Source organism: Pseudomonas chlororaphis subsp. aurantiaca (assembly GCF_013466605.1).
Classification (GTDB): Bacteria; Pseudomonadota; Gammaproteobacteria; order Pseudomonadales; family Pseudomonadaceae; genus Aquipseudomonas; species Aquipseudomonas chlororaphis_I.
This window is the reverse complement of the sequence record NZ_CP059162.1, coordinates 3,212,737-3,236,295: the sequence shown is the minus strand read 5'-3', so window position 1 is coordinate 3,236,295 and position 23,559 is coordinate 3,212,737. Positions and strand designations below refer to the sequence as shown.

The 23,559-nt window shown below is 60.6% G+C and carries 24 protein-coding genes, 2 tRNA genes and 1 pseudogene; 12 read left to right on the top strand and 15 right to left on the bottom strand.

The window, feature by feature from the left end:
• Positions 1 to 129: 129 nt before the first annotated feature.
• Complete coding sequence (locus H0I86_RS14830) at positions 130 to 300, top strand: hypothetical protein (protein ID WP_180925601.1); 171 nt, start codon at positions 130 to 132, stop codon at positions 298 to 300.
• A 72-nt stretch (positions 301 to 372) separates the two neighbouring features.
• On the opposite strand, the gene H0I86_RS14825 is transcribed toward H0I86_RS14830, so the two are convergent.
• Positions 373 to 780, bottom strand: coding sequence for a hypothetical protein (locus H0I86_RS14825; RefSeq protein ID WP_180925600.1), 408 nt, complete (start codon positions 778 to 780; stop codon positions 373 to 375).
• A gap of 336 nt (positions 781 to 1,116) precedes the next feature.
• Between H0I86_RS14825 and H0I86_RS14820 the strand changes: the two genes are divergently transcribed.
• Complete coding sequence (locus H0I86_RS14820) at positions 1,117 to 1,446, top strand: hypothetical protein (protein WP_124351420.1); 330 nt, start codon at positions 1,117 to 1,119, stop codon at positions 1,444 to 1,446.
• A 170-nt stretch (positions 1,447 to 1,616) separates the two neighbouring features.
• Here the strand turns inward: H0I86_RS14820 and H0I86_RS14815 are convergent, their stop codons facing one another.
• Entirely contained in the window at positions 1,617 to 2,003 is a 387-nt protein-coding gene (locus tag H0I86_RS14815) for a YfeK family protein (protein ID WP_180925599.1), read from the bottom strand.
• 69 nt (positions 2,004 to 2,072) lie between these two features.
• Complete coding sequence (locus tag H0I86_RS32165) at positions 2,073 to 2,270, bottom strand: hypothetical protein (RefSeq protein ID WP_258019443.1); 198 nt, start codon at positions 2,268 to 2,270, stop codon at positions 2,073 to 2,075.
• A 349-nt stretch (positions 2,271 to 2,619) separates the two neighbouring features.
• Between H0I86_RS32165 and H0I86_RS14805 the strand changes: the two genes are divergently transcribed.
• Positions 2,620 to 3,012: a hypothetical protein gene (locus H0I86_RS14805; RefSeq protein ID WP_180925598.1), complete on the top strand. Its 393-nt coding sequence runs from the start codon at positions 2,620 to 2,622 to the stop codon at positions 3,010 to 3,012.
• Between the two features lie 296 nt (positions 3,013 to 3,308).
• Here the strand turns inward: H0I86_RS14805 and H0I86_RS14800 are convergent, their stop codons facing one another.
• The 4 genes from H0I86_RS14800 to H0I86_RS14785 all read right to left on the bottom strand — a co-directional run bounded on the left by H0I86_RS14800 (position 3,309) and on the right by H0I86_RS14785 (position 4,759).
• A complete protein-coding gene (locus H0I86_RS14800; RefSeq protein ID WP_007921689.1) occupies positions 3,309 to 3,458 on the bottom strand; it encodes a hypothetical protein in 150 nt (49 codons plus the stop codon).
• Between the two features lie 193 nt (positions 3,459 to 3,651).
• A complete protein-coding gene (locus H0I86_RS14795; protein ID WP_180925597.1) occupies positions 3,652 to 3,888 on the bottom strand; it encodes a YceK/YidQ family lipoprotein in 237 nt (78 codons plus the stop codon).
• Positions 3,889 to 4,106: 218 nt separating this feature from the next.
• Positions 4,107 to 4,193, bottom strand: a tRNA-Leu gene (locus H0I86_RS14790).
• Positions 4,194 to 4,537: 344 nt separating this feature from the next.
• Positions 4,538 to 4,759, bottom strand: coding sequence for a hypothetical protein (locus tag H0I86_RS14785; protein ID WP_180925596.1), 222 nt, complete (start codon positions 4,757 to 4,759; stop codon positions 4,538 to 4,540).
• Between the two features lie 1,099 nt (positions 4,760 to 5,858).
• Here H0I86_RS14785 and H0I86_RS14780 point away from each other — a divergent pair.
• The 4 genes from H0I86_RS14780 to H0I86_RS14765 all read left to right on the top strand — a co-directional run bounded on the left by H0I86_RS14780 (position 5,859) and on the right by H0I86_RS14765 (position 9,000).
• Complete coding sequence (locus tag H0I86_RS14780) at positions 5,859 to 6,287, top strand: hypothetical protein (protein WP_180925595.1); 429 nt, start codon at positions 5,859 to 5,861, stop codon at positions 6,285 to 6,287.
• 618 nt (positions 6,288 to 6,905) lie between these two features.
• Positions 6,906 to 7,256 carry a hypothetical protein gene (locus tag H0I86_RS14775; RefSeq protein ID WP_180925594.1) on the top strand — a complete coding sequence of 117 codons (351 nt, stop codon included), beginning with the start codon at positions 6,906 to 6,908 and terminating at the stop codon, positions 7,254 to 7,256.
• Positions 7,257 to 7,448: 192 nt separating this feature from the next.
• A complete protein-coding gene (locus H0I86_RS14770; RefSeq protein WP_041983243.1) occupies positions 7,449 to 8,000 on the top strand; it encodes a hypothetical protein in 552 nt (183 codons plus the stop codon).
• A gap of 511 nt (positions 8,001 to 8,511) precedes the next feature.
• Positions 8,512 to 9,000 carry a GNAT family N-acetyltransferase gene (locus tag H0I86_RS14765; RefSeq protein WP_180925593.1) on the top strand — a complete coding sequence of 163 codons (489 nt, stop codon included), beginning with the start codon at positions 8,512 to 8,514 and terminating at the stop codon, positions 8,998 to 9,000.
• A 141-nt stretch (positions 9,001 to 9,141) separates the two neighbouring features.
• On the opposite strand, the gene H0I86_RS14760 is transcribed toward H0I86_RS14765, so the two are convergent.
• The 3 genes and pseudogenes from H0I86_RS14760 to H0I86_RS14750 form a co-directional block, all read right to left on the bottom strand.
• On the bottom strand, positions 9,142 to 9,663 hold the full coding sequence (locus H0I86_RS14760) for a lysis system i-spanin subunit Rz (protein WP_180925592.1): 522 nt from the start codon (positions 9,661 to 9,663) through the stop codon (positions 9,142 to 9,144).
• Complete coding sequence (locus tag H0I86_RS14755; RefSeq protein ID WP_180925591.1) at positions 9,660 to 10,211, bottom strand: glycoside hydrolase family 19 protein; 552 nt, start codon at positions 10,209 to 10,211, stop codon at positions 9,660 to 9,662. Before H0I86_RS14755 ends, H0I86_RS14760 begins: the two co-directional genes overlap by 4 nt.
• A gap of 23 nt (positions 10,212 to 10,234) precedes the next feature.
• Positions 10,235 to 11,446 (bottom strand): annotated as a pseudogene (locus H0I86_RS14750) (phage tail tape measure protein).
• Between the two features lie 126 nt (positions 11,447 to 11,572).
• Here H0I86_RS14750 and H0I86_RS14745 point away from each other — a divergent pair.
• The gene (locus H0I86_RS14745) at positions 11,573 to 11,947 is read left to right on the top strand and encodes a site-specific integrase (protein WP_258019442.1); all 375 of its coding nucleotides are present in this window, start codon (positions 11,573 to 11,575) and stop codon (positions 11,945 to 11,947) included.
• Positions 11,948 to 12,046: 99 nt separating this feature from the next.
• On the opposite strand, the gene H0I86_RS14740 is transcribed toward H0I86_RS14745, so the two are convergent.
• Positions 12,047 to 12,120 (bottom strand) — tRNA-Cys (locus tag H0I86_RS14740).
• A gap of 422 nt (positions 12,121 to 12,542) precedes the next feature.
• Here H0I86_RS14740 and H0I86_RS14735 point away from each other — a divergent pair.
• Both H0I86_RS14735 and H0I86_RS14730 read left to right on the top strand, forming a co-directional pair.
• The gene (locus tag H0I86_RS14735) at positions 12,543 to 13,517 is read left to right on the top strand and encodes a quinone oxidoreductase family protein (protein WP_180925590.1); all 975 of its coding nucleotides are present in this window, start codon (positions 12,543 to 12,545) and stop codon (positions 13,515 to 13,517) included.
• A 57-nt stretch (positions 13,518 to 13,574) separates the two neighbouring features.
• The gene (locus H0I86_RS14730) at positions 13,575 to 14,513 is read left to right on the top strand and encodes a LysR family transcriptional regulator (protein ID WP_180925589.1); all 939 of its coding nucleotides are present in this window, start codon (positions 13,575 to 13,577) and stop codon (positions 14,511 to 14,513) included.
• 6 nt (positions 14,514 to 14,519) lie between these two features.
• On the opposite strand, the gene H0I86_RS14725 is transcribed toward H0I86_RS14730, so the two are convergent.
• Positions 14,520 to 15,413, bottom strand: a complete 894-nt coding sequence (locus H0I86_RS14725; RefSeq protein WP_180925588.1) for a LysR family transcriptional regulator — start codon at positions 15,411 to 15,413, stop codon at positions 14,520 to 14,522.
• Positions 15,414 to 15,498: 85 nt separating this feature from the next.
• Between H0I86_RS14725 and H0I86_RS14720 the strand changes: the two genes are divergently transcribed.
• Positions 15,499 to 16,275 (top strand): NAD(P)H-dependent oxidoreductase, encoded by a 777-nt coding sequence (locus H0I86_RS14720; protein WP_180925587.1) that lies wholly within the window; start codon positions 15,499 to 15,501, stop codon positions 16,273 to 16,275.
• Positions 16,276 to 16,285: 10 nt separating this feature from the next.
• Here H0I86_RS14720 and H0I86_RS14715 read toward each other — a convergent pair whose 3' ends face one another.
• Genes H0I86_RS14715 through H0I86_RS14705 form a run of 3 tightly spaced genes read right to left on the bottom strand, consistent with a single transcriptional unit; the run spans position 16,286 to position 22,025 of the window.
• The gene (locus H0I86_RS14715; RefSeq protein ID WP_180925586.1) at positions 16,286 to 17,683 is read right to left on the bottom strand and encodes an efflux transporter outer membrane subunit; all 1,398 of its coding nucleotides are present in this window, start codon (positions 17,681 to 17,683) and stop codon (positions 16,286 to 16,288) included.
• Positions 17,680 to 20,820 (bottom strand): efflux RND transporter permease subunit, encoded by a 3,141-nt coding sequence (locus H0I86_RS14710; RefSeq protein WP_180925585.1) that lies wholly within the window; start codon positions 20,818 to 20,820, stop codon positions 17,680 to 17,682. Before H0I86_RS14710 ends, H0I86_RS14715 begins: the two co-directional genes overlap by 4 nt.
• Before the next feature lie 2 nt (positions 20,821 to 20,822).
• Entirely contained in the window at positions 20,823 to 22,025 is a 1,203-nt protein-coding gene (locus H0I86_RS14705) for an efflux RND transporter periplasmic adaptor subunit (RefSeq protein ID WP_180925584.1), read from the bottom strand.
• A gap of 145 nt (positions 22,026 to 22,170) precedes the next feature.
• On the opposite strand from H0I86_RS14705, the gene baeS reads away from it, so the two are divergent.
• Positions 22,171 to 23,556 carry a sensor histidine kinase efflux regulator BaeS gene (baeS, locus tag H0I86_RS14700; protein WP_180925583.1) on the top strand — a complete coding sequence of 462 codons (1,386 nt, stop codon included), beginning with the start codon at positions 22,171 to 22,173 and terminating at the stop codon, positions 23,554 to 23,556.
• Positions 23,557 to 23,559: the final 3 nt, after the last annotated feature.

Genomic DNA, 23,559 nt, shown 5'->3' with positions numbered 1-23,559 from the left:
GCCTCCGCCCTCCTATGCCCTCACGACTCGTGCATGGATGAAATTATCTTTAAGCAACCTTCATGAAGCGAAGCATCTGAGTGCCTACCCTTCTGGGACCGACAAAGTGAACTACAGGAGTAACCCACGATGTTTTCCCATGAAGGTCTCGGTCTGATCTCCATCTTCATTGTCCTGCTGCTGTGCGTGCTGGCGATGTTCATTCATCCTGTGCACGCCCTCTGGAGCTGGGTTCAAAGGCGTAGACGCAGGTTGTCGGTCGAAAATACGCGGCGTGAAGACAAGCCCTACTCACGCTGAACAGGCAGCCATCCAACGAAGCCCGGCCATGTCCGGGCTTCTGCTTTCTTGCTTCTACAGAACCGCTCTGGCTCAGAGTCGCACCCTTGGTTGGCGTCGGTCGATCGCAACCGCGATCGCCGCCAGCAGGATCGCCAGGGTGTAGGCAAAGAGCCCCAGGTTGAGGCCCAGGATCAACTTCTCCGAACCATCGGTGAGCACCATCGATCCACCGTAAGACTGTCGAAGCCCGTAAGCCAGCAAGAAGCCACCCGTGACGAACACCGTCAGCAGGCTGGACAGGCGAAGATTGCCCTTAAACCACACCAGCCACAGGCTGAATGCACCGATCGCCGTATTGGTGAACAGCTGCCAGACCTCATGCAACCGTGCGTGCGGCTCCCAGGCCGGATTGAAAACATGGGTCTGATTGATCTCCAGCACCGGTACCACAACGGCGTAGAAGATTATCCCGATCGTCACGAGCAGCTTTGCTATCACCTGGAACCTCCTTGTGAGCGTGGCAACACGCCAGTGCTTCAACGGACTATGAAGACACGCAAACGAATAAAGATCACGCTCGATATACGCCAAAAGTCAGGGAAAAATGACAGCCCAGGCACCACCAATGAGTACCACTCGTCCAGACCGCGGTGCCTTGCCCCGTTCCTCATCTACACCTTTAAGCATGGATTTCCGGTCGCATTCATCCGACCTCTCAGCGCCGCTCTTGGATATGGAGGATCGGACAGCCGGCATTCGATTCGATGGCACACGAAGGGCCATACGAAACCGCAGTACCCAAGCTTCGAGCTTCATTTCTCAAGGAACAGAAAAATGACTACGAAATGCACCAACTGGCATGCCTGGCTGAACACCATGCCACCCAAACCGGACGAACTTCATGTCGTCGGAGACGTTGAAGTTGCCAACCCAGGGGTCGAAGCCTACCTGACGATGCGAACGCCACAAGGCATCAACCCGACCATACTCTTGCTGGACCTGCACCTGGTGCAAAGGCCGGGGCAATGGATTCAGCAACTCAGCTGCGCACAAGTCAGGTTCACCCGGGTAATGCCTCCCAACTCGCCGCGCTATACCGCTATCGAAATCTTCTACAACGGCGAGCGGATCAAGTTTATCGAGGATATTCCGGTCATCTCCTGAGTGATTCATGCTGGAGTAGCTGATCTCCCCTGCCGCGACCGGCTGACCGTTGGAGCAGTCGGTCGCCTGTCTCCATATCGATGATCCGTTGAGGGAGCTCAGCGCTTTTGCATTTTTCAAAAAACAAAAAGCCCAGCAACGAGCTGGGCTTGTTTTAACCTGAGAACGCTTCAGTGCAACTGACGCTGTCTCTGCAGCTCGGCCTTCAACCAGGCGCTTGCCGGTTGCGATCCAGCAGCGCAGCGCACCTCATAAGCCTTGCCGCTCATGCTGCTTTTAGTGGCGGCGAGATCGATAAAGTCCTCCGCGCTGCTCACCATGTTCTTGCCCTCGAGGTAATTCAGCTTTTTCTCCAGGTGCTGCCGTGCCTGAGGGGCTGGGTATTCGGTGCCATTACGTACGAACTGGCATTGGCTGTGCTCGACAAAGTCCAGCAAGCCCTTTATCTCCCGGGCAGCCTGAGGCGTCGTTTGCGCCTGCGCGTTACTCGCCATTGCCAAGGCGGCGATACCCGCCGCCATCAGCCATCGAGCCCATTCACCGGTAAAAATTCGCATCATTCGTCCTTGTCTTGAAAGGGAGCACTGTTGTCGGATCTGGCCGAGCATTACCCGGCGCCAGGTCGGTCAAACTTCGATAGGGAGAATCGGCTGAACGTCCTGCTGCCCATCCGCCTGTTCTATCGCAGCCTCAAGTCTGGCCAGGAAGGCTGGATTCAATTTGGCGTCAAGCAGATTGATCTGCTCTACCGCCCGCTTCTGCTCAATCATCTTGGCAAGTTCTGCATAAGACAGTTTGGGTGCCGGGTTTTGAATAATAATCACTGAAGCGCTTCCTTGGTTCGTCCGTCCAGCCCACCAGAGGCTCGGCGGCAAGTGTATCCGCTGTTCCACACTGATCCAAACTCGCCCGGCCAGCACTTGGACGCATGCATCCACTCCCTGCTTCGTCGATACCTGGCGCCTCCGAGCCTCGAATCCCGCGTCGAGCGCAGCCTTGAGCGTTGCCGCCTCGACTCTTCTCTGCCCGCGCATGCCTGTCCATGCCCAGGCCCGGCAACGCTTCTGCCCCGTCATAGACCAATGGTGCCGCCAGTCGTCGTCGCAGCGTTGACGCCCTATCCCTTAAGGCGCGCAATGGCCCCCTAAAAATGATCGCCTGGGGCCTTTCCAGATGGCAAAGATCATAGTGCTGGCCGGTGACTTCCCCCAGGGTGACGCGGAGTATCTGCGCGGAACCATCACGCTCAAAACCGCCAACAAGCCGCTAATAGGGAAAAGCTTTCTCGTCTCCGAGTTCAAGGACCTGACCGTCGAAAATACCGACTCGAACAAGAACATTAAGAGCGCCATAGGCCTTGGAATGGTTGGCGCGATGCTTCTGGGGCCTGTGGGCGCCGTCGCCGGCTATCTTCTGGCGGGCCACAATACCGAGGTGACATTTCTAGCCACCTTAAAGGATGGTCAGACACTGCTTGCTGCAACCGATAACGAGACCTACCAAGACATCTCGGCACGCTTCAACAGAAAAAACTCACCTGAAAAACGTAATAAAACCGAGACTTGACGCCCGATATCGCCGGATGTTGCAGGCCGTGACGGGGTGAACATAGCACTCGGGTACTCATTGACCGTCATATCGAAGATCAAGCATCCAGAATGCCTTGCAGACTGCTGCGTTTTACCCGCCAGCAGCCCCCTCTCTTTCAGCCTTCTCCGCAGCCGGCCAATATCGACGCAGCCTGGATGGAGGATTGAGAGCAGCGCGACTTGCGCCCGAATGGAAAAGCAACAAGGCTGACCGGATTAGCCATTCACAGTCAGCCTTGTCGTTGGGACAGCTTCAACCCAGGAAACGGCAAATCACCATTGGCCCGAGAAGATGCAGGTCAGTGCTTCGATGCCGCTGAACTTCCACAGCGAGTCGTTACAGTCTCTGGCGAATGCGTGGGCGTTCGAGGCGGTGAGGGCCAGGACCACGGCGGAGGCGTAGACGATTTTCTTGAATGACATGGTGAATCTCCTTTTTCGTATCGGCACTTTCTTGTGAGAGCCACCCCGACGAGGATGGTCGTCCGCACTATAAGCCTGGCCTCGGTAGCAGACGATTAGGGCTGGTGTGCTAATGGCGAATACGCATCACCCAAGGCCGTGGGCGAGTTGCACAGGGCTTACAACCCCCTCTGCGGACGAAAGCCGAAACAGATTAGTCATTGCAGCTGTACTGATACTCGAAGGGGAAGAACACCGTATCGACCACCAAGGAAAACGGTGCGTCAATCAGTAAAAAGGGAATCAGCTTTCCATGGGAGGTGCCTACCAACCACCAGTCCAGGCGCACGCCCTTGTAGGGGCAAGGGTGGTCGTAGTCCATGCGCATCGCCACCGCGGCGCAGCCGCTCAAGCAGTTGATCAGCAGCACCAGAATCACTTTCCGAAACACCTAATGGCCTTATTACATCCATCTGCAGAGCGGCGTAGACGTCTCTGCAATACGTCCGTCACCACTTGCCCAGTGGTGATGAAAGAGAAATACCTCCGCCATCAGAAAGACAAGAAAGCCTCTCTCCAACCGCGTAAATCGCAGAGCGGATTTGAATGTGCAGACCGGAAACGAACAAGGGTTTGCATCAGCTTTCGCCAGCAAACCCTTGAGATAGATGGTGCCCGAAGCCGGAATCGAACCGGCACGCCCTTACGAGCGGGGGATTTTAAGTCCCATGCGTCTACCAGTTTCGCCATTCGGGCGGTAGCGCGGTGTTGCAATCTGAGAGGCTCGAATTGCTTGAGCCGTTTCAGCGCCTTGCGGCAAGGGGGTGAAATATATACATCCCCTACCCTTGAAGCAAGTTCGTTGGCGTCAAATTCAAGACTGGATGTCGAGTGCGGCCAAAAACAAAAAGGCTCCGTAAATCATCGATCTACAGAGCTATTTTTATAAGTGGGAGCAACTGCCAGAACCGAACCGGCGCAGATGGAATCGCATTCCACTGATAAAACCAGATATTTCAATAGGTTAGCACAACAAAAACGACGTAACCATCTGATTTTAAAAGGCTTGCAGCTTGCCGATCAGGTGAAGCCGGACTCGTCTAGGTCCCGCCTCCAACGCCTTCCACAGCGCGGGCATAGGCCACTGTCGCCACCTCGATCAGGGTCTTGCGCTCTTCCCCGTCGATAATTCCCTTCGCCTTGAAGTTGTCGACGAGCCGCAGCAGCTCATCGTCCTGCTCCTGAGCATCCATCCGGACTTCGGGATTCGTCAGCAAGTCATGAAAGGCGGAAAACGCCTGCACCTTCGCGTCGCCGTACATGGCTGACTCTCCAAATGGGTGTATTCGGTAGAGGGCGCAATGTCTCAATGGGTTCGTTATGTACGACGTACGGTGTAACCCAACCAACTTGGGGATCGTGGATGGCGGCGCTATGGGCCTGCAGTGTCGAAAAGGCAGACCGAGAACACAACACCCGCGGCAGCTTCTATCTGAATGGGTGCCCACCCTGACCAGCTGTTGGCCGTTCAGCAATCCATCGTAAACACACCTGGCCGGGCAAGCGGGACCACTCTATCCACAGCGGTCGCGCATGTCTCGAAGACAATTCTGAAGAAAGCTGAACGGCTTGAGGATGCGTTCTTCCAGCCAAAAAAATCGCACATCGTTGATCTACGGGCTTTTCAGTGTGGAGGCCGAGGTCGGAATCGAGCCGGCGAAGGCGGATTTGCAATCCAGATAAAACCTCAATATTTTCAATTAGTTAATGAAAGATCCGTTCCGCAAGCGCCATTCTTTAAAAAGGCTGGGCCCCACGATCTACGCGGGTCATGGTTCTGATTGCGGAACTGATTTCGTAGGCGCTCCTAGCGGCTCAGAACCCAGATCGATCCAATGATGGATTGGGCATAGTTCTCCACAATCCTCCCGCATTGCTGCTTATAAGGCGTCCAAGCCTGGCCCTTGTAGCAACTTCTAAGCAACCATCCGCTTGTGTGGTGGCTTACATATTAGCTCTGATGGCGATCCACTCCAGCATCAGGAACTGGGCGAAAGCCGGTGCTAAAGGTGGTAAATATCAGGATGGCTTTTGGGTTACCTAGTGATGATCAGTATGAATTCAAAACACACAGTTCATCGCCTCAAATCGCATACGGGCCAACGGCCGGTCGCCCTGGTGCCGGAACTGGCCCGAGAGTGGCTTGACCCGGTCGAGCCCAGGGAGCGCACCGAACTGCTGGGCCCTCATCGAGCAACTCTTTACCGGGCTCTGCCCAGTCACTACCTTGAAAACCGCCGAGGTGGGACTAAGGTCTATCACAATTCCTGCCCCTGTCTGCTAGGAGGCTGTCGGTACAGGGCCAAGGGCTGATCGTCATTCACCGTTTTACCTATCAAACTCCGATTGGGAAGGATTCCAATGAAAATACTCAGAGCCTGCCTACTCCCCTTGGTCTCGACGCTCGGCTTGGCTGCGTTTTCCAACCATGCCTTGGCGGATGTGTACCTTTGCACGGCTGACCCTTGCACGAGCTGGGAATCGAGTCCCCTCAGCGAGCAACAACGTGCGACCAAGTCCACCGATGGAAATAACACCACTATTGAGGATGCGCTCAAGAACTCGGCGAACGCATCAATCACCAACGGCTATAACAGCATTGCCAACACCGTTCTCTACCTGAAAAAGAGTCTGTGGCACCTAGACCCCAAGAGCGACCCCTTCGAGGGTCAGCAACACCTGACTGTCTATATCTACAAGACAACGGACCTCAATACTCGCCTCTGGAGCTGTCACGCCTATTCATTCAAAGAGAAAAACGGGAAGAAGTACTACGCCACCTGTGAGTGAGTGGGAAGAGTTGCCAATCCACAGCCCGGCATGCCCTGGCGATCCGGAGCCCCTTCGAGGGCTCCGGATTTTTTTTGCCTTTGGTAGCTGCGTGGCTGCCAGCCAACGGTCGATCTGGCGAGCATCTGGGCAGCGTCGATGATGGATTGGACACATTCTTCTTAAGGCCCTCAAGAATAAAGGACCGCAGACCAACCAAAAGCCCCATGTACCAATTTTGTACCAATCAAAGCCACAGCTATACGTGCACATCACTAGTCTAAAGCTAGTAAACACCGCGAGTACGCACGATCACATTGCTAGCCCTACCCGCTTTCCTCACTATCAACCGAATCCTCTTATATTTTGTAACAGTGATTTCGACCATTGCGCTAGGCGTATCCTGGCGCTTACAGATTCCCGCTTTACCCTAAATTGCCCCCCGATACCCCGCCTCCCTCTGAGCCGTCGTTGCGAGCTTTGAAAAGCCGGGGCGCAAGGCCAGCACTGGTGGGGCCTGCTATCCTACGAAGGGCTCTCGGAAATGATCGAAGAAATTGAAGAAACGAAATTTCCAAAAAATAGAAACCTGACTATAGTAATTTTGACCAACTTCGGTCGAACAAGGAAGTCAACGACATGTCTAATACCAAAATTACGATAGATGCGCTTTCGGCAATAAATCTGTCGAATCTTTCAGAAAGCGGCAGCGGGGCAATACCTGTAAATCTGGCGGCCGGTCAGTACGCAGTCACGCTATCGGAAGATACGATGCAATTTAAGCCGAACACTTATATACATCAGGTCATTCTTTTCAATACGACCTCGCACAAGGATGGAAACTGTGAAAAATGGTACTATACGGTTAACACGTCGGAAGGAACTATAATTAAAGTTGACGGTAACAAGCCAGTTTATGTTTTTATCGTAGATCATTACAGTGTCCGCGATAACTCTGGAAGTGCGACGGTAACGTTCACTCCCATTTAATACGGAATAAATCGAAAAGGGGGGACTGTTTTATTTACAGCCCCCTGCTCCAAGCCCCAAAACGCCTGGCACCTTTCCAGATAAACGTAGCCATCCTCTTATTCGACTCTCTGCTTCCTCAGCTTCTTGCGAAAAGCTACGCCTGTGCTACACCTAACCGTTCAAGGAAGTTGTCAACCAAAGGATTACCCAATGACAATCTACAGAGTTTATGTCCGAGGTCACGGTGGCGAAGAGGCGCAGAAGTTGCCTCCATCAAAGGATCTTCCGATCAGCATGATCACACTAGGTCAGTTTGGCAGCACCATGTCCGATGAAGTCGCGGATGACTATATCTATCGTCATCGCGGCATTGATGACATCAAGGCGCAGATCAGAGACGAGGTCGTCATCTACTGGACCAAGGCGCAGCGCGACGACTGGTATGACCATCATCGCCTGAACTACTCGAAGCCCGTCCTAGGCATCAATCCCTATGAAACCCTGACCCAGAACCTCGCGCTAGATGGAGACCGTGACATCGGCGATTGCGGCGTTTGTTACTGGAACGAGCCGAAAGCGGAGTTGACGTGGATTGTCAAACTGCGCCATGGCGAAACGATTCTCCTATCGGAGATCCTTGCGAAGTTGCAAGGCATGCTCCACGGGGAGCAAGACTCCATCGAACTGTTCTGGACGGCCTGCATGAGTGCCAAGTACTGGAGCGGCAACGCCAAGAAGGTCTCTTTCAACCCTACCAAGTAGGCGGTGGGCAATGGCTGAATAGAAAACTCAAAGCATTGATGAAAGCATATCTGCCGATTCATTTCAAAGTAAGAAACAAAGGCCCCGGCTACGCCGAGGCCTTTGCTTCAGAGCGCTTGTAGTCGTTCGGCCTCTTGAAACCCCACCCACTTCCCTTCCGAGTTCACCCCCCGTGAGGTCAGCTCACGCCAAGCTAATTCGTTTAGGTCAACCTCCCCATGCACTACTGCGGCGAGAATACTGGCGGGGATCGTCTAAAGGTACATGTCGGCGGTTTCTATGGGGTACTCACTTTGTTTGCGTAGCCACAGTAACGCTCTGTTGAAAGCATATAGCAAGCTGACCAGGTCCCCCGGAAGCAGCATCAGAACAGCCCTCCCGATTTTAGCGCCTAATAAATTACACATCACACACAAATCAACAACAGTTTGACAACAATATTTTACATGCGAAAAATTAAAATCTAATGCTAGAGTAAATCTTTGCAAGATGCACGAAGGAAAAATATCTAATGCTCGAAAAACCGCTTTCGAAAAAATCAAAAATTACTTTTAGAAGAATATCATCAAAAACCGTATGGGATGTTTGCCAGCTAAGCAATACGTTGTCTCCTGAACAACGCGACATGGTGGCAGATAACGGGGATTCAATTGCTGAAGCACACTTCTCAGAAAACGCCTGGTTTCGCTCTATTTATGCTGACGAAACTTTAGTTGGCTTTATCATGCTGCATATAGGAGCTGATTACGACGAAGATATTGATTATCCCGGCGCCATGTTAACACGTTTGATGATCGCAGGCCCCTATCAGGGTTTTGGATTCGCCAAAGCAGCCGTGCAGATGCTGATTAATGATCTGAAAATACGAGGTTTCAGCGAGCTGCGGGTAGGTTATGGTCAAGGTGAAGGAAGTCCCGAAAAGTTCTATGAAAAATTTGGATTCAAGCCAACGGGTAGAATACTTGGGGAAGATGAGGTCGAAGCATTCATCAAATTCTAGGTGCAATAAATTATTATACGAAAGCTGAAGCCACATTAATTAGATGTCTGTCATGCAGGTGTGTCTATTTAATCTAAAATTGCGAGAGAGATCGATGAAAGGCCTATCGTAATACGGAACAACATTTCATCGATCCTCCTTCTACTTCGCTGTAACCACTCTCCTAACATATTCTTGGCACGCGGCCAGAGCGATCAATCCTTGATCACCGTCACCAGTGATGGCGACAATTCGTTGAGCATGCGCTGGGTCAAGTTCGGCTCTCGCCGCTCCATGAACCAGGCCGCCGGCGCCGGCGGTGGCTGGCACCCCACAGCTATCACCCTGGGTGGTGGTGGCGAGTAGGACTGACAGCCGGAGATCAGCAGTAGCCAGCCGGTCACGCAGACGAGCCTGGTTCGATTGGGCATCGCGCAATTCCTTGTAGTAGGTTTCATCATTCGCTTGCAGCTGATCCTCCAGCAACCGCCGCGCGTCCTGCTGGGTTTCCTGCCAATTGATCACCGCAGCGGCAGCCTGCTCGCGATCTTTGCTGTACGCATCAGCCTGATCGGCCAGCGCCTTACCGTAAACATTTGCCTGCCATGTCCAGGCCAGCCAGCCGCCCAGGGCGAGCCCCAGCACTAAGGCCAGGGCCGGCAACAACCAGCCCGGGGCCTTCACGCCAGCACCTTCAATGCACGCTCATACAGCGCCTCACGATCCACCAGGCCGTTGGTCCCACCGTTGATACGCTTGGTGATCGTGAAAAAGTCACCCTTGTCGGCCAGACTGTTTAAACCCGCCCGTTGCCAGAACCACCCCGCCGACAGCGCGGCATAGACCGGGTTTTCCAGCAACTCAGGGGTGTTGAGCAGTCGCGAATCAACAAACAGCGCTTCGCTGCACGCCTGATAGTTGGCCCGGCCGGTGACCTGGATCAACCCACGGCCGCGATACTTCTGGCCATCACCATCGACCTCCGGGGTATTACCCAGCCGAGCAGCCAGAGTGCCGGTGTCGTACTTGCTCAGGTACTGGTCGTTACCCAGCTCACGCACCCATTGCAGCTGGCCGGACTCATGGCCGATCTGGGCGATGAACGCCGCGATCCGCAGCCGGCCGACGACCGCGTACTTGCTCATGGCCGCGTTGAGGGCAGGAACAAAAACGCCGGCTTGAGTGCCGGCGCTGGGGAGGATCTGTTGCAGTTGCTTGAGAGTGACAGTCATCTTGAATCTCCTGCTGTGGCCACTCAGGCCGGTTTCACATCGACCACCTTCAGTGGCTTGTCGGATTTCTTTTTCTTGCCCTTGGCCTTCGCCTTGCCCTTCTTGCCGCCGTTGCACTCCACCGCAGTCGACCAGCCGGAGGCGTCAAACGTCTGCTCGACGCTGTCAACCAGGTACTGGCCATCCAGCCCTACCTTGAAACCCTGGGCATTGATCAAGCGCTCGGCGAACAGGTCGGTGCGCCCGGGCATCTGCAAGCGCACACTGGCAGTGGTGCGGTTGAACGCAGCGAGCTTGGCTTTGGCCGCCTGTTCGGCTGCTGATTTGTTCGGGTAGATGTGTTGATCGGTGTGTACGCCCGGTAGCCCCGAGGGGGCGTCGTCATTACCCAGCTCGACCACCGCCAACTTCCCGGTCTTTTTGTCCTGGTGCTGGGTCTTCACGGCCTTCTGTGCGCTGCGATCCCCGAGGCGGAACTGCCACCGGCTCACGTCCGCCGGCGTGATAGTGACCACCCCAAAGGCCTTGCCGCTGGCACCCTGGCTGGCTTCACGGGGCAGGACCAGCAGCTTGCCGTCCGCAACTTTCGCGGTGCAGTCGTATTGCTTGGCCAGGCGGGTGATGAAGTTGAAGTCCGACTCGTTACGCTGGTCGACTCAGTCGACCTTTGTCTGCACGGGGCAGGCCGGTGCCCAGCCGTTGCGGGCCGCAATGTCGCGGATGATCTGCGACAGCGGCACGCCCTCCCAGCTGCCGCTACGCGTGGTCTTACCGCTGCCGCGCATGTCACTGGCCTTGCCCCGGATGACCACATCACCCGAGCCGATCTTCTCGACCCAGTTATTGAAGTTGTTCGCCGCTTCGTCCGAGCTGCCGGCAGTTTTCATCTGCACCTGCAGCATCGAGCCCAACGACGTGACGGCATCTAGGCCGGTGCTGCCGTTCTTCTCCATCGATGCCAGCAACTGCGGAAACCAGCGGGCCATATCACTGGCCTCGAAGCTGCCCGCCTGGCCCTGGTACGCGATAGCCTCGAACGCCTGCTGCATGACCTTGGGGTCGGTGATCTTGGCGTTCTGCTGCAGCGCCATGATCATCGATGCCGTATCCACGCCACTGGCGCCCTGCCCGACCGCGAACTTGGCTGCGGTAGGGGCATAGGCCAGCGCCTTGTCCAGCTCCATACCGGCACCGACGAGTTGGTTGACCAAGTCGGCAACGTTGTTGCGCGACATGCCAGTGTCCTTGGCCGTATCGATGACCGTCCTGGTCAGCTGGGCCTCTTCGGGCTTGTTGGCCACGTCGGCCTTGATCGCAATGTCGCGGATCTACGTGTCGGCCAGGGCAAGACAGAGAAGCGCTTGCGCATTCTCCTCGAGGATGCCGGCAAACAATCCGATCTGGCGGCGTTTCTTGAGAACCTGCTAGAACGTCGGGCAATGAACGGCATCCGGACGTCAATCCTGATTACCAACGCATCAGGCTTGCGGATGAGCCAGCAAATGCTGCGCAACCGCTGGGACGAGGCCAGGGAGAAAGCAGCCATCAAGGCCACGGCAGAGGGCGATACCGCGCTCGCGGCCAGCATCCGTCAATTTCAGTTCAGGGATATCCGGCCAAAGGCAGCCAGCGAGATCGCTCTGGAGCATGCCAGCAAGCTGCTTGGGCATATCTCCGAAGAGATCACCAAGAGGGTTTATCGCCGTGTCGGGGAAGTCGTCAAACCGACAAAATAGAGGGAGGGTTGCGGAACACTTGCCAAAAGATGCGGAACACATTGCAAATTTCAGCCAATAAAAAACCCCGTAGATCATTGATCTACGGGGTTTTCAGTTTGGAGGCCGAGGTCGGAATCGAACCGGCGTAGGCGGATTTGCAATCCGCTGCATAACCATTTTGCTACTCGGCCAAACTTTCGATGCATTACAACCGCATCAAAGGTATACAACCCTAAGCTGGAAGCCTGAACTTAATCTACCTTCCAACCCTTTGAATTCTAAGGGGTTTTTCGCGTTCCTGAATCAGGAATGGACGCAATTCTGGACTTGTTCGCAGGGCATGTCAAGGACAGAAATGAAATAATTCAATGCTTTACCGTCGGCAGTGGCGATGGGCTGACAGGGCAGTGCCCGGAAAATAAAGAGTCAGGCAGGCCCTGCTCAATGAACCCGAATTACGCGGGTCCACCTGTGCCCCAAGGCCCGGCCAGTTCCAGATTTCTTCTCGGACTCCTGCACAGTGCGCAGCAGTGTAATGCAACCAACCTGGATTGTTGCCCCAACAGCTCACTTCTATTCTCGCCTCCTTACGAACATTCCAAGGAGATCGGGCATGGTCACCCGCGTACAGCTTCACGAAGTCGGCTCCCCTCAGGTCCTGCAGTTCGAACAGGTGCAAGCCCAGGCACCCGGTGCCGGCGAGGTCTGGCTGGAGCAGACGGCCATCGGCGTCAATCCGCTGGACCTCAGCCAGCGCAGCGGCGCCGTGCCGGTTGCCCTGCCCTGCGGGCTCGGGCTGGAAGGCGCGGGGCTGGTCAGGGCGATCGGTCCCGGGGTCACCCAGGTCCAGGTGGGCGACCGCGTCGCCTATGCCACCGGGCCTCTTGGCGCCTATGCCAGCGCCCGCCTGTACCCGGCCGAGCGCCTGGTCAAGCTGCCGCCGCAGTTGGTCTCGGACGCCGCCGCGGCCCTGCTGTTCAAGGGCATCACCGCCCAGTACCTGCTCAAGTCCACCTACCCCGTCGGGCCTGGCACCCGGGTGCTGATCTATGGCGCCGCCGGTGCCCTGGGCCAGTTGATGGTGCCCTGGGCCAAGCATCTGGGGGCCCGCGTCATCGGCGTCGTATCCAAGCCGCAAAGTGTCGAGCGGGCCCGGGCGGCCGGCTGCGACGAAGTGCTGGTGTTCGATGCCGCGACCCTCGCCCAACAGGTCGTCGAGGTCACTCAAGGGCACAAGGTCGATGTGGTGTACGACCCGATCGGCCGGGTGTCTTTCGAAGCCTCCCTCGACAGCCTGCGCCCGCGCGGCCTGCTGGTGTCCTTCGGCGCGGCATCGGGCGTGCCGGAACCAGTACCGGTCGGCACGCTGAACGCCAAGGGCTCGCTGTTCTTCACCCGCCCGTCCCTCGCTGCCCACACCGCCAGCGTCAGCGAATACCAGGCGCGCGCCGCCGATGTGCTGGATGCCTTCGCCACGGGTATCATCCAGCCGCGGATCTGGCAGCGTTACCCCCTGGCCGAGGTGGCCCAGGCCCACACCGATCTGCACGGCGGACGCGCGCAAGGGGCCATCGTCCTGATACCTTGAGCCGATCCATTCCTTCCCTTCCGGCCTTCTGGCCGTACGACGAGGCCCCCCAGGCACATGGATCCGTTCGACAGTCGACAGGCCGATGAACTCGCCACCCTGATGGCGCTCTTCGAGCACGGCTCTTTCGCCGCCGCCGGCCGTGCCTTGCAGCGCCACCCCTCGGTGCTGTCCAAGCGCCTGGCGGCCCTGGAAAGCCGCCTGGGCATCCGCCTGGTGCAGCGCACCACCCGGCAATTGCGCTTTACCGACGAAGGCGCGCGTCTGGTCGAACGCCTGCGGCAGGCGGGGAGCCTGATCAGCGAAGCCGAACACGAAGCTTCCCAGGGCGCTGCGCAGATCCGTGGGCGCCTGCGCCTGGCCTTGCCGGCCGCCATGGGCCGGCGCTGGCTCAGCCCGATCCTCGCAGAATTCGCCCTGGCCCATCCCGGGGTGGTGCTGGAGACCGAGTATTCGGACCGCTTCGTCGACATCGTCGGCGAGGGTTTCGACGCGGCGATCCGCATTGGCGAGCTGGCCGACAGCCAACTGGTGGCCCGCAAGCTCTGTGCCCATCGGCGCATCCTCTGCGCCGCGCCCGCCTACCTGCAATGCCATGGCGAACCGCAGGTGCCCGCCGACCTCGCCAACCATAACTGCCTGGGCTTTACCGGTCTGCGCTCCTACCCCGACTGGCGCCTGACCCGCCAGGGCCGGCAGGAAACCGTGCGCATCCGCGGCACCCTGCACAGCAACGACAACGAGGCGCTGTTGTGTGCCGCCCGGGCCGGCGTCGGCATCCTCGCCGGCGGCGACTGGTTGATGCACCAGGACCTGGCGGCGGGGCATCTGGTCCGGGTGCTGCCGCAGTGGCAGCTGGACAGCGACTCGGGAATTTTCCTGCTGCGCCCCTCCGCGCGTTTCAGCAGCGCCACCGCCCAGGCCTTCAAGCACTGGATCGAGGCACGTTTTGCCCAGGGCGCACCGTGGGAAACGCCGGCCAGGGACGAGGCGTAGCAGCGTTCACAGCGAAGCGACGATGAACTCCCGCAGCCATTGGTGGGCCGGGTCGCGATGGCAGCGCTCGTGCCAGAGCATGGCCATTTCATAGCCCGGGACTTCAAGCGGCGGCTCGACCACCTTCAGCGCCGGGTTGTCGCGCACCAGGCGCGCCGGCAGCATCGCCACCAGGTCGGTGCTCGCCAGCGCCGAGAGGACAAACAGGAAGTGCGGGACCGACAGCACCACCCGGCGGGTCAGGCCCACCTCACCCAGCGCACTGTCGGTGACGCCGTGAAAACCGCCGCCATCGGGGGACACCACAACGTGCTCCAGCTTGCCGAACTGCGCCAGGCTCGGGCGCCGTTGCAGCCGTGGATGGCCCGCGCGGCCCACCAGCACATACCGCTCGCTGAACAGCACGCGACGGCGCAGCCCGGGGGGTGAGTCCTCGCTGGTGTGCAGGGCCAGGTCGATACTGCCCTGCTCGGCCTGCTGGACCAGGCGTCCGGGCTCCAGTTCGAGCACCGCCAGCCGGGTGCCGGGGGCCGCCGCGCGCAAGCCAGCCAGCGCCGGCAGGATCACCGTCGATTCGCCGTAGTCGGACGCCGACACGTTCCAGGTATTGGCCGCCGCGCCCGGGTCGAACGGGCTGGCCGGCGCCACCGCCAGCTCCAGTGCTTCCAGCGCCCGGCGCAACGGCTCGCGCAACTCGTCGGCCCTGGCGGTGGGCCGCATGCCCCGCGGGCCCGGCAGCAACAACGGGTCGCCGAAGATCTCCCGCAGCTTGGCCAAATGCACGCTGACCGAGGGTTGCGACAGGTTCAGGCGTTGCGCCGCGCGGGTCACGTTGTGCTCGGCGAGCAGCACATCCAGGGTCAGCAGGAGGTTGATGTCCAAGCGTCTTAAATTATTCACGACAATACCTGGGATATTGGATATTCATTTCCAATATACCTGGCGACGACCGATCCTGCTGTCTCCCGACATTGGAGACCCTGTGATGAATGTACTGCTGGTTTATGCCCATCCCGAACCCCGCTCCTTGAACGGCTCGCTCAAGGACTTCACGATCAAGCGCCTGGAGGCCGCCGGCCACGCGGTCCAGGTCTCGGACCTGTATGCGATGAACTGGAAGGCGCCGCTGGATGCCGACGACAGCCTGGGCCGGCCGGACAACGCGCGCTTCGATCCGTCCCTGGACTCCAAGCGCGCGTTCGAAGAGGGCCTGCAATCGGCGGACATCGCCCGCGAGCAGGAAAAACTGCTCTGGGCCGACACCGTGCTGCTGCAATTTCCCCTGTGGTGGTTCTCCATGCCGGCGATTCTCAAGGGCTGGGTGGAACGGGTCTATGCCTACGGTTTCGCCTATGGCGTGGGCGAGCATTCGGACGCGCGCTGGGGCGATCGCTACGGCGAAGGCACCCTGGCCGGCAAGCGGGCGATGCTGATCGTCAGCGCCGGCGGCTGGGAATCCCACTATGGCCCGCGGGGCATCAATGGGCCGATGGACGACCTGCTGTTCCCGATCCACCACGGCATTCTCTATTACCCAGGCTTCGACGTGCTGCCGCCGTTCGTGGTCTACCGCACCGGGCGCATCGACGAGGCGCGTTTCGCCACGATCTGTGACCAGCTCGGGCAGCGCCTCGACCAGTTGCAACAAACCGCGCCCATCGCCTTCCGCCCGCAGAACGCCGGCGCCTACCAGATCCCCGAACTCACCCTGCACCCGGAAATCGCCGCCGGCCGCCAGGGCTTTGCGGCCCATCTGGTGTAGGCCTGCACTCTCACTGCCAGCCCCCGCCCAGCACCTTGTACAGGGTCACCCGGTTGCTCTGCTCGGCCAGGCGCAGGCTGATCAGGTCCTGCTGGGCGCTGTACAGCGAACGCTGGGCGTCCAGGGCTTCGAGGTAACTTTGCGAGCCACCGCGATACAGCGCGTCGGCCAGCTCGAAGCTTTTGCGGCTGGCGTCGGTCAGCGCCTGCTGGGCGTCCAGGCGTTCGTCCAGGGTGCTGCGTTCGGCCAGGGCGTCGGCGACTTCCTTGAAGGCGCTCTGTACGGTTTGCTGGTAGGTCTGCACCTGGATCTCGCGCTCGACCTTGGCCGCGTCCAGGGTCGCGCGGTTACTACCGGCGTCGAACAACGGCAGGCTGATGCTCGGGGCGAAGGTCCAGGCACCGCTGCCGGCCTTGAACAGCCCGGACAGCGCCGAACTCGCCGAACCGGCGTTGGCGGTCAGGCTGATGCTCGGAAAGAACGCCGCCCGCGCCGCGCCAATATCGATGTTCGCCGACTTCAGCGTGTGTTCCGCCGCCAGCACATCGGGACGCCGCTGCAACAGACTGGACGGCAATTCGTCCGGCACCCGCACCAGCAACGCCGCCGATTGCAGGCTGGCGCCGGGCAGCAGCTCGTCGGGGATCTCGCTGCCCACCAGCAGGCGCAGCGCGTTGCGGTCCTGGAGGATCTGGCTGGCGTACACCGCCGCGTCGCCGCGGGCCGACTCCACGGTGGTCTGCGCCTGGGCCAGGGCCAGCCCGGAGGAGCCACCCAACGCATGGCTGCGCCGGGTCAGCTCGTAGGTCGCCTGCTGGCTGCGCAGGGTTTCCTGGGCCAGGCGCAGCAGCTCGTTGTCCGCCGCCAGGGTCAGCCAGGCCGTGGCCACCTCGGCCACCAGGCTGATCTGCGTGCTGCGCCGGGTCTCGGCCAGCGACAGGTAGGCTTCCAGCGCCTCGTCCTTGAGGTTGCGCAGCCGTCCGAACACATCCAGCTCATAGCTGCTCAGGCCCAGTTGCGCGCTGTAGTCATGGCTGGTAGTGGCCACGCCGCTGCTGGAGGAAGAAGCCGGCGTGCGGGCGTGAGTACCGCTGACCCCGGCGTCGATCGCCGGGAACAACGTCGCGCGCTGGATGCGGTATTGCGCCTGGGCCTTCTCGATGTTCAGGCTGGCCAGGCGCAGGTCGCGGTTGTTGGCCAGGGCCAGGGCCTGCAAGCGCGCCAGGCGGCTATCGGTGAAAAACTGCTGCCAGTGGATATCGGCGGCGACCTCCCCGGTGGAAGTCTTGCTGCCCGGCAACCATTGCTCGGCAACCGGCGCCTCGGGGCGCTGGTATTCGGGCGCCAGGTTGATGCAGCCACCGAGCAGCGCCAGGACAGGCACCAGGGCCCAACGAAACTTGATCATGCGTCACCTGTTGCAGCGGGTTGAGTGGACGTCGTGGAGGCACGGGTAAAACGGCGACGGATCAGCACGAAGAACAGCGGCACGAAGAAGATCCCCAGCACCGTGGCGCTGAACATGCCGCCCAGCACGCCGGTACCGATGGCCCGGCGCCCGGCCGAACCGGCGCCGGAGCTCAAGGCCAGGGGCAGCACGCCGAACATGAAGGCCAGGGAGGTCATGAGGATCGGCCGCAGGCGCTGGCGCACCGCGGTCAGGGTCGCCTCCAGCAGGCTCGCGCCCTGCTCGTGCAGGTGCTTGGCGAACTCGACGATAAGGATCGCGTTCTTCGCCGACAGCCCCACGGTGGTCAACAGCCCCACCTGGAAGTACACGTCGTTGCTCAGGCCGCTGAAGCGGGTCGCCAGCACCGCCCCGACCACGCCCAGGGGCACCACCAGCATCACCGAGAACGGCACCGACCAGCTTTCGTACAAGGCCGCCAGGCAGAGGAATACAAACAGGATCGAAATCCCGTAGAGCAATGGCGCCTGGGAGCCGGACAGGCGCAGTTGATAGGACTGCCCGGTCCACTCATAGCCGATGCCCTCGGGCAGTTGCTTGACCAGGGACTCGACCACGTCCATGGCCACCCCGGAGCTCACCCCCGGCGCCGGGTCGCCCACCATCTCCAGGGAGGAAATACCGTTGTAGCGTTCGAGCAACGGCGAACCGTAGCTCCAGGCGCTGCTGGCGAAGGACGAGAACGGCACCATCTGGTCATTGGCGTTGCGCACGAACCAACGGTCCAGGTCGTGCGCCTGCATCCGCGCCGCGGCCTCACCCTGCACATAGACCTTCTTCACCCGGCCCTGGTTGAGGAAGTCGTTGACGTAGGTGCCGCCCAGGGCCGTGGACAAGGTGCTATTGATGTCGCTGGTGCTCAGGCTCAGGGCCCCGGCCTTGCGATCGTCGATGCTGACCTTGAGCTGCGGCGTGTCGTCCAGGCCGTTGCTGCGGACCCCGAGCAGGCGCGGGTCCTGCTGCGCCAGCTGGAGGAGCTGTCCGCGGGCCGCCACCAAGGCGTCGTGGCCCAGGCCGGCGAGGTCCTTGAGCTGCAGGTCGAAGCCCGAGCTTTGCCCCAGGCCACGCACCGCCGGCGGCTGCATGACGAACACATTGGCATCGCCGATGCTCGCCAGCGCCAGGGTCGCGCGCTGGGCAATCGACGCCGAGTCCTGGCCGGCGCCCAGGCGCTCGCTCCAGTCCTTGAGCTTGATAAAGGCACGGCCGGTGTTCTGGCTGTTGCCGCCCATGCCCAGGCCGCTGATGCTGATCAACGCCTCGACTTCCGGCTGTTCGAGCATGTAGCTCTCGAACTGTTTCATCACCGCCTGGGTGCGGCTGTCGGTGGCGCCCACCGGCAGCTGGATCTGCGCCATCAGGGTGCCCTGGTCTTCATCCGGCAGGAACGAGGTCGGCAGGTTGCTATAGCCGACGCCCATGACCAGCAGGAGCCCCCCGTACAGCAGCAGGCTGCTACGGCCACGTTGCAGGATGCCGCCGACCAGCCGCTGATAGGCCTGGGCGCTGCGTTCGAAGTTACGGTTGAACCAACCGAAGAAGCCGCGCTGCGGCCCATGCCCCTGAGCATTGGCGGGCTTGAGCAGGGTCGCGCACAGCGCCGGGGTCAAGGTCATGGCCACCAGCACCGAGAGCAGCATGGCCGAGACGATGGTCACCGAGAACTGTCGGTAGATGACCCCGGTGGAACCGCCGAAAAACGCCATGGGCACGAACACCGCGCTGAGCACCAGGGCGATGCCGATCAAGGCACTGGTGATTTCCGCCATCGACTGGCGCGTGGCCTCCAGGGGCGACAGCCCTTGCTCGACCATCACCCGCTCGACGTTCTCCACAACGACGATGGCGTCGTCCACCAGCAGGCCGATGGCCAGGACCATGGCGAACATGGTCAGGGTGTTGATCGAATAGCCGAGCAGCGCCAGCACGCCGAAGGTGCCCAGCAGCACCACCGGCACGGTGATCGCCGGGATCAGCGTGGCCCGAAAGTTCTGCAGGAACAGGAACATGATCAGCACCACCAGGACGATGGCTTCGCCAAGGGACTTGACCACCTCCTCGATGGACAGGCTGACAAAGGGCGTGGTGTCGTAGGCAATGAGGTTCTTCAGCTGCATTTCTGCCGGATAGAACGGCTCCAGCTCCTGGAGCTTGGCCTTGACCGCCTCAGCGACACTCAGGGCGTTGGCCCCGGTCGCCAGCTTGATGCCCATGGCCGAAGCCGGCCGGCCATTGAGGGCCGTGCTCATGTCATAACTTTCGCTGCCCAGCTCGACCCGCCCCACATCGCTCAGCAGCACCACGGCGCCGTCGCTGGATGACTTGACCACCACGTTGCGAAACTCGTCCTCGGTCTGCAGCTTGCTGCGCGCGGTAATGGTCGCGTTCAGTTGCTGCCCGGCCACTGCTGGCATGGCGCCCAACTGCCCGGCGGAGACTTCGGTGTTCTGCGCTTCCAGGGCGGCGCTGACGTCGGACGGCATCAGGGCGTATTTTTCCAGCTTGGCCGGGTCCAGCCAGATGCGCATGGCGTAGCCCGAGCCCAGGGTCTGCACCTCGCCGACGCCATCGATACGGCTGATCTGGTCGAGCACGGTGCTGGTGATGTAGTCGCCGATCTGGGTGCCGGTGACGCTCTCGTTGTCCGAGGCCAGGGCAGCGATCATCAGGAAGTCCGAGCCGCCCTTGGTCACGGTCAGGCCTTCGCTCTGCACCGATTGCGGCAGGCGCGATTCGGCCTGTTGCAGCTTGTTCTGCACCTGCATCTGCGCCACGTCCGGGTCGGTGCCGGCGGCAAAGGTCAGGGTGATGCTGGCGCTGCCCGCCGAGCTGCTGGTGGCCGACATGTAGGTCAGGTTGTCCAGGCCGGTCATCTGCTGCTCGATGACCTGGGTCACCGAGTCTTCCACGGTCTTGGCCGAGGCGCCGGTGTAGGTGGCGGAGATGCGTATCGTCGGTGGCGCGATGTCCGGGTACTGCTCCAGGGGCAACTGGCTGATGGACAAGGCCCCGGCGAGCATGATGACGATGGCGATGACCCAGGCGAAAATCGGTCGGTCGATAAAGAAACGCGCCATGCTCAACCCTCCTGCGCCAGGGCGGTGGACGGCGCCTGCGGCACCCGGCTGCGAGTACCGGTGTCGCTGTTCTGCGCCACCACCGCGGCGCCGACCCGGACCTTCTGCCCGCCTTCGACGATCAACTGGTCACCGGCACTGAGGCCGGTCGTCACCCACCACTGGTTGCCCACCGCGCGGTCGATGCTCACCTGGCGTTGCTCGACCTTGCCCTCGACCACCACCAGCACCGAGGTCATGCCGCTGGCGCTGCGGTTCACCGCACGCTGCGGAATCAGGATCGCCTGCTCGTCCCGGGCCTGTTCCAGCACCGCCCGCACGTACATGCCCGGCAACAGCAGGCGTTCCGGGTTGGGAAATTCGGCGCGCAGGGTCACGGTACCGGTGCCCTGGCTGACGCTGACCCCGCTGAACTTCAGGCGTCCCTCATGGGCATAAGAGCTGCCGTCGTCGAACTTGAGGCCGACAGGCACTTCATCCGTCGCATTGCCCTGCAGCGCACCGCTGGCCAGGTCGCGCTTGAGGCGCAGCAGCTCGGTGGTGGACTGGGTGACATCGACATAGATCGGGTCCAGTTGCTGCACCGTGGTCAGCGCCGAGTCCTGGTTGGCCACCACCAGGGCGCCGGGGGTCACGGTGGAGGTCTCGATACGCCCGCCGATGGGCGAGCTGATGCGCGTATAGGCCAGGTTGATGCGCGCCGTCTCGACGCCGGCCTGGGCCACCTGCAGATCGGCCTGGGCAGTCAATAGGCTGGCCTGGGCGTCTTCATTGTCCTGCTGGCTGATGGCGTCGATCTTCGCCAGTTGGGCATCGCGGGAGGCGGTGGCCTGGGCCGATTTCAGGGTCGCGCGGGCCTTGGCCAGGGTGGCCTGGGCTTCCGCCAGGGCCGCCTTGTAGCTGGCGGCGTCTAGCTGGTACAGGCTCTCCCCGGCCTTGACCTCGGCGCCTTCGACGAACAACCGTTGCTGGACGATGCCGCCCACCTGGGGACGGATCTCGGCCACCATGAACGCCTGGGTACGCCCGGCCAGCTCGGTGGTCAGGGCCTGGCTTTGCGGCTGCACGGTGATCACCGAGACCTTGGGCACGTCGGTGACAGCCTCGGGCGCCGCCGGCGAGCAACCGCTCAACACGAACAGCACCATCAGGGAAACAGTGACCGCGGTGGTCACCAGGGACTTGGCGAAGATTTTGCTCGACATAATGGCCTCTGCAAGACGGGATGGCTTGTGCTCGTGGCCATGCTGCGAGGCAAATGTGCAGGAAAATTGAAGATTGCCCGGCGACCTTGAATCCTGGCCGCGCCGGGGCCTAAATGAGCAGGCCATTCCTCCAGCCTGCGAACCTATGAAACTGAGCATCTCCACCAAACTGTTCGGCGCCGTCCTGGCCAGCGTACTGTTCGTCATCCTGAGCATGGGCCTGGCCACCAGCTGGAGCTTCGGCCGCGGCTTCCTCGGCTACCTCAACGAACAGGCGCTGCAACGCATGGAACCGGTGCTGCCACGCCTGGCAGTGGCCTACGAGCGCGAAGGCAACTGGGAGTTCATCCGCGACAACCCCGATCGCTGGTTCGACATCATGCGCCCGGGACCCAAGGAGCAATCGCAGATCCGCAAGCTGAAACTGCCGATGACCTCGGACCTGACCGGCGCGCTGTTTCGCATCGCCCTTCTGGACCGCAACAAGCAGCTGGTGATCGGCTATGCGGCGATCGCCGACGATGCCCTGCTGCGGCCGATCGAGGTGGCCGGCAGCACCGTCGGCTGGCTGGCCGTATCACCGTTCCAGAGCGTCAGCGAAGCCGGCGGCGAACGTTTCTTCCAGTACCAGCTGCGCACCAGCCTGGCGGTGGGCGTGACCTCGCTGTTGCTGGCGATGCTGATCGCCTGGTGGATCTCGCGCACCCTGCTCGACCCGGTCAAGCGCGTGGCCGCGGCCACCCACCGCCTGGCCGCCGGGGAGTACAGCAACCGGGTGGCCGAGGCCTCCAACGACGAAGTCGGCCAGCTGGCCCGCGACTTCAACCAGCTGGCCTACACCCTGGAGCGCAACGAACAGATGCGCCGCGAGTTCATGGCCGACGTCTCCCATGAGCTGCGCACCCCGCTGTCGGTGTTGCGCGGCGAACTGGAGGCCATCGAGGACGGCGTGCGCAAGCTCGACCGACGGTCGATGCAATCGCTGCAAAACGAAGTGGGCATGCTCAGCAAGCTGGTGGACGACTTGTACGAGCTGTCCCTGGCCGACGTCGGCGCCCTCACCTACCGCAAGAGCGAGTGCTCGCTCAACGAACTGTTGCAGGCCAGCGTGGCGATGTTCCAGGAACGCTGCCAGGCCGCCCGGCTCCAGGTCGAGCTGAAACTGCCGGAGCGGCCGATGCAGCTGGACGCCGACCCCAAGCGCCTGCAACAGCTGTTCGCCAACCTGCTGGAAAACACCCTGCGCTACACCGATGCCGACGGCCAGCTGCGCATCCGCGCCTGTATCGAGGGCGATAACCTGCGGGTCGACTTCATCGACTCCGGCCCCGGGGTCGAGGCCGAACAACTGCCGCGGCTGTTCGAGCGCTTCTACCGTGGCGAGGCCTCGCGCAACCGCGCCAGCGGCGGCGCCGGCCTGGGCCTGGCGATCTGCCGCAGCATCGCCCAGGCCCACGGCGGCAGCCTCGACGCCGATCATTCGCCCCTGGGCGGCCTGTGGCTGACCCTGCGCCTGCCCGGCAAGGTCTGAAGC